General features: G+C 47.7%; 13 protein-coding genes. 4 read left to right on the top strand and 9 right to left on the bottom strand.

Translation table 11 applies throughout. The features are described 5' to 3' along the window. Window positions 1-267 (top strand): hypothetical protein (locus tag T472_RS19850; protein ID WP_040908295.1); only part of this gene is annotated, 267 nt, incomplete at its 5' end. A gap of 111 nt (window positions 268-378) precedes the next feature. On the opposite strand, the gene ppaX is transcribed toward T472_RS19850, so the two are convergent. After that, window positions 379-1,017 (bottom strand): pyrophosphatase PpaX, encoded by a 639-nt coding sequence (gene ppaX / locus T472_RS18990; protein WP_023385522.1) that lies wholly within the window; start codon window positions 1,015-1,017, stop codon window positions 379-381. Between the two features lie 163 nt (window positions 1,018-1,180). Here ppaX and T472_RS18985 point away from each other — a divergent pair, with 163 nt between their 5' ends. Then, the gene (locus tag T472_RS18985) at window positions 1,181-2,116 is read left to right on the top strand and encodes a tetratricopeptide repeat protein (RefSeq protein ID WP_023385520.1); all 936 of its coding nucleotides are present in this window, start codon (window positions 1,181-1,183) and stop codon (window positions 2,114-2,116) included. A 100-nt stretch (window positions 2,117-2,216) separates the two neighbouring features. Here T472_RS18985 and T472_RS18980 read toward each other — a convergent pair whose 3' ends face one another. After that, a complete protein-coding gene (locus T472_RS18980; protein WP_023385517.1) occupies window positions 2,217-3,032 on the bottom strand; it encodes a metallophosphoesterase in 816 nt (271 codons plus the stop codon). A 212-nt stretch (window positions 3,033-3,244) separates the two neighbouring features. On the opposite strand from T472_RS18980, the gene T472_RS18975 reads away from it, so the two are divergent. Continuing rightward, complete coding sequence (locus T472_RS18975) at window positions 3,245-3,724, top strand: YbaK/EbsC family protein (RefSeq protein ID WP_023385515.1); 480 nt, start codon at window positions 3,245-3,247, stop codon at window positions 3,722-3,724. 55 nt (window positions 3,725-3,779) lie between these two features. Here T472_RS18975 and T472_RS18970 read toward each other — a convergent pair whose 3' ends face one another. From T472_RS18970 to T472_RS18965, 3 genes are read right to left on the bottom strand one after another with little or no spacing between them, the layout of a single operon-like run. Continuing rightward, window positions 3,780-6,161 carry a VIT and vWA domain-containing protein gene (locus T472_RS18970; RefSeq protein WP_023385512.1) on the bottom strand — a complete coding sequence of 794 codons (2,382 nt, stop codon included), beginning with the start codon at window positions 6,159-6,161 and terminating at the stop codon, window positions 3,780-3,782. Window positions 6,162-6,171: 10 nt separating this feature from the next. Further along, the gene (locus T472_RS20165) at window positions 6,172-6,324 is read right to left on the bottom strand and encodes a hypothetical protein (protein WP_207643996.1); all 153 of its coding nucleotides are present in this window, start codon (window positions 6,322-6,324) and stop codon (window positions 6,172-6,174) included. Window positions 6,325-6,362: 38 nt separating this feature from the next. Continuing rightward, entirely contained in the window at window positions 6,363-7,190 is an 828-nt protein-coding gene (locus T472_RS18965) for a rhomboid family protein (RefSeq protein ID WP_023385509.1), read from the bottom strand. Between the two features lie 220 nt (window positions 7,191-7,410). Here T472_RS18965 and T472_RS18960 point away from each other — a divergent pair, with 220 nt between their 5' ends. Beyond that, complete coding sequence (locus T472_RS18960) at window positions 7,411-7,878, top strand: hypothetical protein (protein WP_023385507.1); 468 nt, start codon at window positions 7,411-7,413, stop codon at window positions 7,876-7,878. A gap of 76 nt (window positions 7,879-7,954) precedes the next feature. On the opposite strand, the gene T472_RS18955 is transcribed toward T472_RS18960, so the two are convergent. The 4 genes from T472_RS18955 to msrB form a co-directional block, all read right to left on the bottom strand. Then, window positions 7,955-9,316: a sensor histidine kinase gene (locus T472_RS18955; protein ID WP_023385505.1), complete on the bottom strand. Its 1,362-nt coding sequence runs from the start codon at window positions 9,314-9,316 to the stop codon at window positions 7,955-7,957. After that, window positions 9,313-9,987: a response regulator transcription factor gene (locus T472_RS18950; protein WP_040908299.1), complete on the bottom strand. Its 675-nt coding sequence runs from the start codon at window positions 9,985-9,987 to the stop codon at window positions 9,313-9,315. The genes T472_RS18955 and T472_RS18950 overlap by 4 nt, the downstream gene beginning before the upstream one ends. 26 nt (window positions 9,988-10,013) lie before the next feature. Then, window positions 10,014-11,264 carry an RNA-guided endonuclease IscB gene (iscB, locus tag T472_RS18945; RefSeq protein ID WP_023863801.1) on the bottom strand — a complete coding sequence of 417 codons (1,251 nt, stop codon included), beginning with the start codon at window positions 11,262-11,264 and terminating at the stop codon, window positions 10,014-10,016. A gap of 293 nt (window positions 11,265-11,557) precedes the next feature. Continuing rightward, window positions 11,558-12,013: a peptide-methionine (R)-S-oxide reductase MsrB gene (gene msrB / locus T472_RS18940; RefSeq protein ID WP_023863800.1), complete on the bottom strand. Its 456-nt coding sequence runs from the start codon at window positions 12,011-12,013 to the stop codon at window positions 11,558-11,560. Window positions 12,014-12,062: the final 49 nt, after the last annotated feature.

Genomic DNA, 12,062 nt, shown 5'->3' with positions numbered 1-12,062 from the left:
CAGAAGTCAGCAGTAACAACTGTAAGCCTCATACACAGGACCGGAAGACAGAATGTGGAGCTTCTTTCCACCATGGATGTAAGCTCAGTGATACTTAAGGAAAACCTCGTTTTCTATATAGTCCTGGGATTGGTGCTTCTCCTCATATTCGTGTTCATTATTCTGGTTATCGTAGGAAATATGAGAAGACGCAGAAGGGCCAAACAGAGAAGACTCGATGGAAGAAGGTCAAGGGCAGGCAGAAGCTCAAGGTCGAACAGATACTAAAAAAATTCCGAAGCAAAAAAATGCTTCGGAATTTTTATTATCCCAGACCTTTAGGTTTCATCAGAAAATTCGGCTGTTCTTCATTGTTTCAGGATGACTTGAATTTTGCTATCAGAATCCCTTCACAATGTCTGGTATCTCAAGAAGACTGTCCACAAGGAAATCAGGTCCGGCGGACTTCAGTATGTCGAGGTCTATCTTCGAATACTTGACTGCAACTGTCGATGCATTGGCATTCTTTCCGCAGAGTATGTCATATGTGGAATCCCCCACCATAATCGTTGTTGAAGGATCCTCTATCCCCAGAAGCTCGCAGGCTTTGAGAAGAGGTCCGGCCTTGGGCTTATGCTCTTCGGTATCCTCAGGTGTAATTATCACGTCGAAATACTTGGAAAGGTCGAAAAGGTCTATTCCCTTCATCGCCACATTCCTTCTTTTCGAGGTTATTATCCCCAGGTACAGGCCCATTGCCTTCAGCTGCTCAAGCGCTTCAATGGTTCCATGGAATGGCTCCACCATGCTGTCGTGATGCTTCCAGTTGAACTCCCTGTAGGTCTCGAGCAAGGGTTCCACATCATCCGAGTATTTGGCCATGGAATAATGGAGAGGCTCCCCGAAAAATGTAAGTATTGTCTCGTCAGGCACTGTTATGTTGAGCCTTGTCGAAAACGCATGCCTGAAGGACTGCAGAATTAGCTCGTTGGTGTCAAGGACCGTACCGTCCAGATCAAAGAATACCGCCTTTATCATATATATCTCCTGAATTTCAATTTTAATTGCCTTATTTTTCTAAATTTGCTTTCCATTCATTATAGTACATGAATTAATCCTTTGTAAAATCTCTTCTCCTCATGATATAGTACCTTTAGATGGAAAAAACGAAAATACTAATTGAAGAGTGAGGAAATCGCACATGAAGAACCTTCCAATGATCGACATCATAGTACTTCTGGGAATCGTGACACTTATCTATACAGGAAACCGATCTCTCGGAAACCTTCTGCTCATTGCCTACATGGCCTTCACAATATGGAAGAACCTCCCCATGTTCTACGCCGTATCCGGAAGCAAGGCATACAACAGGGGAGACATGGAGAAGGCCCTCCGCCTGTTCAAGAAGGCGTCGGAGAGCAGAAACACGAAGCCAAACATAGTATCTAGCTATGGCTTCCTTCTTCTCAGGAACGGAAACATGGAAGAAGCTGAACACTACCTGGTAAAGGCCTCTGAAGAGGTGGACAGGGATCCTCGACTCAAGCAGAGCACCATTCTTAACCTTGCGATCCTCAGGTGGAAGCAGGGAAGATTCGACGAAGCCATAGAGATGGTGGAAAAGTCCAAGGAAGAGTTCAAGAATACAGGGGTGTACCAGATACTCGGTTACCTCCTCATGTCAAAGGGTGACCTTGAAAAATCCCTTGCACTCAACACTGAAGCACATGAGTTCAACGGCAGCGATGCCGTGATCGCCGACAACCTTGCAGAAACCTACTATTTCCTCGGGGAGAAAGACAAGGCAGAAGCGATATACGAGGATATCTCAGACACAGTCAAGTTCCCGGAAGCACTCTACTACTACGGACTTATCCTCTGGGACAAGGGCAAGTGGCACAAGGCTAATGAAATGTTTGAGAGGGCCACACAGCTCAAGGCATCCTTCCTCTCGAACATAACAGATGCCGCAATTGCGGAAAAGTATGAGGAATTCAAGTCTGCCGCTGCAGCCAAAGGAATAGACCTTTCATCTGAAGTAGAGACTGAGGAAGCCCCGGATACGGTAGAGTCCTTGGGATCCGAGGAAGTAGCAGTCACTGAAGAATCCTCTGAGGAAACGAATAAGGAAGAATAGCATATTTGAAGAAAAGTCCGGTGACGGACTTTTTTCATTTCCCGGAATATCTATAGGCAAATGCATCAGGATTATCCAATGGCTCTTACCTCCACCCTCTTCACCCTGAAACCAGCCTTATAAGCACAACCTCAGGCCTGTTCATAAGCTTGGGATATGCCCTGCCGTTCCCGAGGCCGGAGGTAACGCAAAGGGCTGAACCAAAATCATGGAATACACCCTTGTCGTATTTTGGAAAGATAGCCTTGTCAGGTGAAAGAAGCCCGCCTGCAAATGGGATCCTCACCACGCCACCGTGCAGATGGCCTGACAGGATGAGGTCATAACCTGCCTTCGCAGCTTGTTCGAACCTTGACGGCCTGTGTATGAGCGCTATGTTTATATCTTCCTTATCCTTAGCTCCCAGGCCCTCTTCAATGTCGACGTGCTTGTCCCTTGAGTCCTTCATCCCATGAAAGGAGACAGGCAGACCTTCGCTGGAGTATGAGGTGCCGTCAAGTACTGTCGTCCCGTATTTCATCAGAGCAGACAGAAACCCTTCCCGGTTTGCCTTTTCGTTCAGCCATATGTTCCTCACCTCATGGTTTCCGGAAACATACAGCCTGGGATATTTCCCCTTAAGATTGGCAAGAAGTTCAATAAAGGCACTTCCATCATCCCTTTTCCCGTTGACCATGTCCCCTGTCATGCACAGGACATCGGGTCTTATGGAATCTATAAGCCTTGCAAGCCTATGATTCTCCTTTCCGAACCTCTTGCCGTGAAGGTCGGAAATATGGGCGATCCTGAAGCCTACAAGTTCAGGAGGCAGGTTCCTTAAACGCACTTCCTGTTCAACAAGCTTAAGCGCTTCGTGCTCAACTGCATGATGGATGGCTAGCATCACAGCGCAGGCTGCGAAAGTTAGTTTTTTCATCTTGCTTTTTCCTTTCATGATATATGACTTTGCATTTGTCACTTAGTGCTTTGACAATATGTTCCATAATCTACATCAAATCTGCAAAAATCTGTCAGTTTATCAATTTCAGGGCATTTCAATTTCAGTTCAGAAAATCTTACCAGTCAGGTACGCCCTTCACCCGATTAAGTGCTATCATGTTCCTTAAGGCTTTAATGAAGGAGGAACAAATGGGAATAGAGAACGTGAAGAAGTATTTCAGAAGGTATGATATCGAGGACAGGATAATGGAGTTCCCTGTCTCCACGGCTACTGTGCTGTCTGCTGCTGAAGCTCTGGGAACTGAGCCGCAGCGGATCGCAAAGACAGTTGCGCTTAAGGGCTCCGATGACGGATGCATCCTTCTTGTGACCGCAGGCGACACCAGGATCGACAGCGCCAAATTCAAGAAGGCGTTCCAGACAAAGGCAAAGATGCTGTCACCGGAAGACGCCCTCCTGTTTACCAGCCATCCTGTCGGAGGTGTCTGCCCCTTCGGGATTGAGGATGAACGGGTCGGGGTATACCTTGATGAATCCCTCAGGAGGTTCGATGTGGTTTATCCCGCATGCGGAAGCGCAAATTCCGCAATTGGCCTGAAGATACCTGAGCTTGAGGTATACTCAGGTATGAAGGGCTGGGTGGATGTCTGCAGGCTGCCCGAAATCTGAATATGTTTAAACGGATCCAGTCAGGGCATGAGGCCCTGGCTGGATCCGTTTATTCCTACAAAGCCTTCGCTATGGCTATGTTCGCTATGTTCGTTATGTTGCTCTTTATGTCCATCTCAAAAATGGTCTCAGCATTCTCAACATAGGATTTTGATATGTCGAGGGTAGCTGCGGTTATGAACTTCATCTGGTTTGGTGAGGCTGTCCTTACAAGGTCTGAAACCTCTTCAAGACTCTTCCTGTACTTCGAATCGGAGGTCTTTGCAACCACCTTCTCCAGTGCGGTCCTCGTCCTTTCCTTGATGAGGTTCTTGTCCTCGGCAAGGGAGTATGCGATGTTAAGCAGCATGTAGTTCCTCTCCGTAATAAGCGAGGCGTCCTTCTGGAGTGATTCCATCGCATATCTGAAAGCCTTTGAGATGTTGTTCAGGTAGAATGAGGTGGTCTCGCTTCCCACTGTGAATGCCAGGAGGCTCCTTAGTGTCGTTTCAAGTATCACAGCGTCCTCTTCCTCACCGAGGTCAAGGAACGAACCGTCAGCCTGCTGGTTCTTGGCAAGGACCCTGAGCAGGTTGTCCCTGTCGTACTTGATGGCATTCTTCGCTTCCTTTGCGGTAAGCCCTGTTTCAGCCATCTTTTCCCTTATGTTGACCTCGAAGCTGTATGCCGCTTCGTCGAGGAAGTAGCCCTTCGCCAAGCTCTTCATGGTGTTCTCGGACATCTCTATGGGTACCATCCTGTGGAGTCCGATACCGAGAACCGGGTCCTCTATCTTCTCAAGCATGATGAATGAGGTTTCGCTGGACATCAGGGAGTATTCCTTGGAGATGCAGAGGATCTCTTCTTTGATCTTCTCAGCCTCGTGGCCTCTTAGCGTCCTTTCCCTCTCCATGAGGGACTCTATCCTCTTCCTTGCCCATACCTTGTCGATGAGCTTCGAGTTCTCTTCTATCTCAAGCTTGTCAAGGTCAATGGTCATGGTGTAGTCTTCTCCGTCGACCTCACCCTTCAGTGTGACCTTTCCTTCGATATATCCGTTGACCTTTGCGAATACTGTGAACGGCTCCCTGTCATAAAGGTAGCTGATCGTACCCGGATAGGTCTTCTCAACCTGCATTTCACCCCAGTCGATCGAGGTAACGTCGAACTGCGGGTTGTATATCCTGTTTATCTGTCTCAGTATGATATCGTCTATCCTCTCGCCTTCATCGATGAATTCCGGCTTGCCGTAGCCAAGCTCCGCAAGCTTGTTGATGAAGTAGGAGTTGACCTCGGTATCCATTCCGAACGGGAATATCATGCTGTTGCCTATGTTTGACCTTACGTAGTCCAGTATCTCATCCTCATTCTCGACAATGTCGTCAGTGAAGAGGAATATTACAGAAGCCTCATCCGCCTCGGACTCCCTGAGGGATTCCTTAAGCGCATCGAACATTGCCGACCCGCCCTTCTTTGTCTGGAGGGCTTCTATCCACTCTGTGGCAGCGAGCAGGTTCTCCTTGGAATACCTTACCTTGCCGTGAGGAGAGAACTTGTAGAGCTCCGAGTTGAATGCCATGATGTTGAAGGTATCCCCTTCCTCAAGGCTCCTCAGCGCAATTATTATCGAATTCTTTGCCTCATCAAGCTTGAAGCCGTTCATCGAAGTCGATATATCGAGAAGGAAGTCGTAGTTCGTATCCTTGATCTCCTTGACCTCCGGAAGCCTCGGTGTCAGCCTCAGCATGAGGATGGCCTTCTCCTGCTCATCCTCGTAGTAGCTGTACCCCATCCCTGATGCGCTCTGCGGCTTCAGCTCCTTGAGGTTCAGTATGAAGTCATGGTCAAGGTTCTGGTCGTTCCCTGCCGTCACCTTGGAAAGGGTGTCATCCTCCCTCTCTACCTTTATCTTGTGGCTTGGCGACTTGATGTCGAGCTTTCCGAAGGATTCTATGAGAAGGCTCAGGTAGAACTCAGTCTCCCCTTCCTCATCTGCCTCTCCGACGTTGTATACAGGGTCCACTACCCTCGGTATCATTAGCTTCAGTGTGTTGTCCTCATAGATCAGCTGGTCCATGTAGGTAATCCTTATGACTACCTTCTCATTCGGAAGGATGTTCCCTATCCTTATCGTGAAATAGTCATCTCCGCTCTGCTCGAGAGTGATGGAGTTGATTCCTCCCTGATGGGCCTCCTCCTGTATCTTAAGGACCTCTTCCCTTGATTCCACCTCAGCCTTGAGGTTCCTTCCGCCAAGTTCCACCTCGAAGCCTGTAAGGATGGAGGTTGTCGGGACCGGGAAGCTGTATGTCCCTTCGATGTTCTCTCCCGTGGTGTTTCTGAAATACTGGGAGATAGTGTATTCCACATATTCTCCGCATATGTTGCCCGAAACATTCAATTTGTTGAGCTTGACCTGGCTGGTCTTGTCCTTGCTTGAAAGTCCGTACTTCTTCATAAATGTCCTCCTAAAAGGTTCTATAGTATACATTATAAACGAAAACATCCGCTCTGGCACCTTTACATGCTGAAATTACCATTTTCATAAGCCATTCCATTGCATCGGCTGCCTGTTTCCTTCGACTTCCTCCAGTTTCCTGAAATCCTCTCCTGTCTGCCAAAATGCGGACGCACTAACATAGTGCCCCCGCAATCATCATCAGTTTATCTTCTTTTTCTTTTCAGACAGGTTTATCACATTGGACCTGTGCTCATGCTCAAGTATGTGCTTCTCGCAATACTCGAAATGTCCTTCGCATTTGGAGCAGTACCTGAAGTCCATGTCCGGGTCATCCTTCTCGGTTATCCCGCATATTGTGCACTTGTGCATGGATGCTGTCTTCTGCCTTGAATATGAATCAAGGTCCTTCCTCATCTTTGAGGTCCTTACGCTCCGCCTTGACTTCCTGAGGTATTCCGGTCCGAAGAAGATAAGGAAGTTAAGTATCGAAAGTACTATTGCAACCTTCAAGGCGATGTTTGGAACTGCAACAATCTCGTAAAGGAGATACAGCATCTGGAACGCAGCCAGGTACTTCATCTTTACAGGCAGAACGAACATCACGTATACGGTGTTCTCCGGGAAGAAGGCCGCATATGCCAGGAACAGTGAAAGGTTGACGTAGTAGATGGTTGTGAATCCCAGTATCATGCCGGCTATTACCGTAAACGCTACGCCAAGGAAGTAGTAGGTATTGAACCTGTTTGTCCCCCATACCATCTCAAGCACGTTGCCTATCCAGTAATAGAAGATAAGGGTTATTATGGTGAAGAACCCTGAACCTGCAGGTACTATAACAAATGTCAGAAGCCTCCATATCTGCCCTGAAAGGACCAGGTCCCTGTCCAGGTACAACATTTGGGTCAACCTGCCTGACATTGGCAGGTCAAGGAAGAATACCGTACCTGTAAGGATCACTATGTACTTCATGAGGCCCCTTACGGCAAAATGGCTGACAAACTTTTCTATCTTTCTCAATATATCCATACATTCCACATCCATAAAATATTTGTGTCCGAAACTGCAGAATTAAGCAAATCTTAAAGGTTTTATCTGCAAATGATAACAGTGCATGCTTATACTAAGCTTAATGCGCGATCCGGCTTATATTCATAATACCATAAGAGTGCCCATTTTCCATGTTCACTACCCATTTTTTTAGCCATCTGATATAATCAGAGGGAATTGGAATTTTCGGAGGATAAAGATGCGATACATCAAGAAGGCCGTATGGTTCATAACGGCTGTTTTTTCAAGGATACTGCCCTTCATAATTTTCATGCTGATCCATGCGTTCGGAGAAGTCTACACCTTCAGCTGGGACCCCATAGCGCTCCTCGAGCCTAAGAACATCCCTGTGATGTACGGTCCGTTCCTTTACCTCTACGCCGCAATCGGACTACTTATAGTTCTCCTGTTCTTCATGAACCTGCCGGTGATCGCAAGGTCAGTGATACTCGGCGTTATAGGAGCACAGTATTTCATGTTCATGAGGATATGGGACAACTACATCAACGAGGCGGGTAAGGCAGAGCCCTACAAGACCTTCTACATGATCATCATGTTCTCGGTCATAGCAGGCTTCATACTCCAGGTTACCTGGAGGTCATCGACAGCCTTCCTCAAGAGGCTCTGGTACAAGCAGACGATAAAGGACAGGAAAGCAAAGAGATAGCAGCTCTTAAAAACCAGGAACTGCAGTTTAACTTAAATAGCATGAAACTTCAAGGGCTGCCATTAGGCAGCCCTTTTCACGCGTTAACATCAACCGGCATCTCAACTATCATAGTCGTCCCGATACCCTGCTCACTCTCTGCTGTAAGAGTACCCTTGTGGGTATCGACTATCCATTTTGCTATGGAGAGGCCGAGACCGGAGCCCGCCTTGTCCTTTGTCCTTGCCTTGTCGGCGACATAGAACCTCTCGAATATCTTGGCAAGGTCCTCCTTTGGAATCCCCTCACCCCTGTCTATGACCTTCATGACATACCTTTCTCCCTTAAGTTCGGCAGTCAGGGTTATGACTGAGCCTGCTTCAGTGAACTTCACGCTGTTGTCGACGAAGATCCTTACAAGCTGCTTTATCATCTTGCGGTCAGCCACAATTTCAAACGATCCAGCCTCTACCACAATATCCCTTCCCTTGAGGTTGAAGTCACCCTCCTTGTCAACTTCCAGGAGCATGTCCTTCAGGTTGAACCTTGCCGGGCTTATGTTGAGCTTCCTGTTCTCCCCCTTGGCGATGAACAGCAGGTTCTCAACAAGGAGTGCCATGTTCTCGCATTCCGCCTTGATGGCGTCTATTGATTCATCAAGTATCTCCCTGTCAGATTTGCCCCACCGCCTCAGCATGTCAGTGTAGCCCTTTATTACCGTAAGGGGTGTCCTCAGCTCATGGGATGCGTCAGATACGAACTTAGCCTGGTTGGAATATGCGTTGTCAAGCCTGTCAAGGAGCCCGTTGAAGGTCTCACCGAGGTCCCTTATCTCATCCTTCGCCTCAGGCAGGATCACCCTGTCATACATGTTTGACGGTCCTATGGCTGCCGCTGATTTCGTCATCTTGATTATCGGGTCGAAACTCTGCCTTGACATGTATATGCCCACAACGTAGCTTACGACTACACCCATCAGGGACGCTATGATAAGCGTCACCAGGTTCACGGTATTCAGGAACCTGTATACGTTGAGGTCCTTGACAACAGTTACGCTGTATGTGGTTTCACCCCTCGTAAGGGACTTCTCGCTGCTCGAAAGGCTCGAAGTCTCCCTTCCGGGTCTCTTCAGAATCATCTTCCCATCCTGTATTCCAATCTCAGTGTCCTCAATCGAGTATACAGTCCCCTTTGAAGATGTAACTGAAGCATAGTAAGGGGGTATGACTCCAAGGCTCCTCATGTCCTCCGGAGTTACCTCATCCTTCTGGCTGAGCAGTACTACCACTGACGATGAAAGGTTCGACACCTCCGTCGAAGATGCGACCCTGTTGTATATCTGTGTGCTTGCGTAGACCGCAAAGTTTATGATAAGGAGTATTGATGTGAATATCAGTGCATAGTTCCAGGTTATCCTTGTCGAAAGCTTCAGCCTGTTTGGATTCAGCTTCCCGATCATCTTAATGTATACCCTGCTCCCCTGACAGTCTGGATGAGCTTTTCCTCGTAATCGTCATCTATCTTTGCCCTCAGGAACCTTATGTACACATCAACCACGTTGGTCTCTCCCTCGAAGTCGAAGCCCCATACCGTGTTCAGGATCTTCTCCCTTGTAAGGACTATCCCCTGGTTCTCCAGAAGATATGACAAAAGGTCGAACTCCTTCTTGGTGAGCTCCTTCCTGTCACTTCCCCTTGTAACCTCATAGGTCTCCTTGTTGAGGGTAAGCTCCTTGTAGGTCAGCACCTTCTCAAGGCTCTTGTCGTTCTTCTGCCTGAAGAGTGCCCTGAGTCTCGCAAGCAGCTCCTCCATCTCGAAGGGCTTGGTCATGTACTCGTCAGCTCCGATATCGAAGCCCTTGACCTTGTCTTCAAGCCCGTCCCTTGCAGTTATCATGATTATCGGTATGTCGGTAAAGGCCCTTGCCCTCTTCGTCACCTCAATTCCGTCAATGACAGGAATCATGAGGTCAAGCAGACATACGTCATACTCCTTGCTCATGAGCTTCATAAGGGCACTCTGCCCGTCAGAGACTATGTCCACGGTATACCCTTCATGCGTAAGCTCCAGCTCCATGAACCTTGCCAGCTTCCTCTCATCCTCGACTATAAGTATCTTCTTCATAAACATTGGAGTTCGGAGACTCATGACTTCAGTCATGAGAGGAGAACTCCATTACACCCCTTTCGTTCGATCAGTATGGTATTCTGTCTCTTCAACAGTTTTAGTTCCTTGAAGCTTGCACTCCTGTGGACAACCGAGCCATCCAGTTTGCGCAAATCAAAATAACCAGATGTCCTTCTTCCGAAAATGAAGCAGTCCTCGTCCTTGTATCGCACATGGTCAAACAGGCGGAATCCCTTGACTTCGTATTCAGACTGATTCAGTTTCTTCTTTCCGCCCTTCAGGAAGTTCGCCTTGTGTATCTGGCGGTTGTACTTCCTCTTGAATGCCTGATTGTAGGTCTCGTTGCTCCTTATGGCATTCATGTTGCCGCTGATGCAGTAGGCATCAGCGCTATGGGTCTTTTCAATGTTATTCATTATACGGTTGGTCTTTGTGATGTATCCATAGGTCATGGAAACCTCTGGATACAGTTCCTTAAGACTGTTGTAGACATACCATCTCATGATGCCCATGAAACTTGCATCTCGGTATGACTTGTTTGGAGTAAGCTTCAGTTGTATCCTGCCTGCATGATAGCTCTTATGGCATGTCTCGCATAAGGTGACCAGATTGCCTGGTGAATCTCCTCCGGTCTTCTGGCTTTCCTTATGGTGAACATTCAGTATTCTGTCCTTTGACTTGCCATGGCAGTGCTGACATTCGTGGTTATCCCGCCAGAGAACGTATTCCCTGATATTCCAGAAGCCAAGCTGTTCTCCTTGCTGGTATTCTGTTCCGCTGATCTCGGGATTCCTGATCTTCTGGATATCGAAACTTGCTGTTTCAATCACTATCCTTGATATGGGAAGAATCCTGTGTACATTCTCGATTACCTTCAAGTGGCTGTCTACCTTATGCTTGACTGAAGGCGCAAGCCACCCTTCCTTTTTCGATGCGGTGCGGTTAAGAAACCTTTCCATTCTGTAGCGAAGGCGGTTTCTCCTTGTTCTTCGGTTCTGCCTTCGTGTGGACAGCAGCTCTGGGATGTCATCCCGGAGGGTTATCTCTGAGACAAAAAGCTCTTTCTTCTCAGTAGTTGCACTAAGGCCTACTACCTTGCTGCCTGAATCCACTCCAAGAGTTATTGGCTGAGTATATTCAGGCGAATCATACAGTAGCTGTATTGTGAACGGTGTCCTTCTTACCACTTTTGCCTTGCCATCCTTTAACAGATGTTTCACTTTTCCATGCCGGCTGGTAGGCATAAGTGGATTCCCATTTTTACTTAAAACGTAGACCAAACCGGCACCCCTTTCTTGATGTAGTTAAGTACATAATTCCAGCAAAATTGCCAGTTGGCATCCTTCGCCAATGTTGTAATTACTTTTTACGCCTGCAACACCGTTCCCGTTAACCCCAGAGAACATTTAATCACAGACAACAGAGCCACGGATTAGGATGGACGTCCATGGGTGTTATGACAAAAACAACGTAGTGCCAGAAACACTGAGGCTAATCAACCAGGCATTAAGGATTGCTCCTTCATGACTTCGACTTCAGTCGAGGGTAAGTTGACGCCATCCTCCCAAAAGTTCTATTTTCTGAAGAGCTCAAGGTATTCACCGTAGCCCTCTTCTTCCAGCCTGTCCAGCGGTATGAAATGTATGGCTGCCGAATTTATGCAGTATCTGAGTCCGCCCTTGTCCCTGGGTCCGTCATTGAAGACATGCCCGAGATGGCTGTCAGAGACCTTTGACCTTACCTCGACCCTGTGCATCCCGAAGGACCAGTCCGCCTTCTCTTCAACCACATTCCTTACTATCGGCTTTGTGAAGCTCGGCCATCCGCATCCGGAATCAAACTTGTCGAGACTCGTAAACAGGGGTTCGCCAGTATACAGGTCAACATATATCCCAGGTTCCTTCCTGTCATGGTATTCATTGGCAAATGCCCTTTCAGTTGCGCCCTTCTGTGTCACTTCCTTCTGAAGCTTCGTAAGCTCCTGTTCCACGTCCTTCCTGTCTCTCAGCCTGTAGTCCCTTCTTTTCACGTTATAGCCTCCTTTCCCTGTTCCTCCCTCAATTGAACAAAATCGCTAC

The organism is Youngiibacter fragilis 232.1 (assembly GCF_000495435.3).
Classification (GTDB): Bacteria; Bacillota; Clostridia; order Clostridiales; family Clostridiaceae; genus Youngiibacter; species Youngiibacter fragilis.
This window is presented reverse-complemented; position numbering and strand designations above follow the sequence as displayed.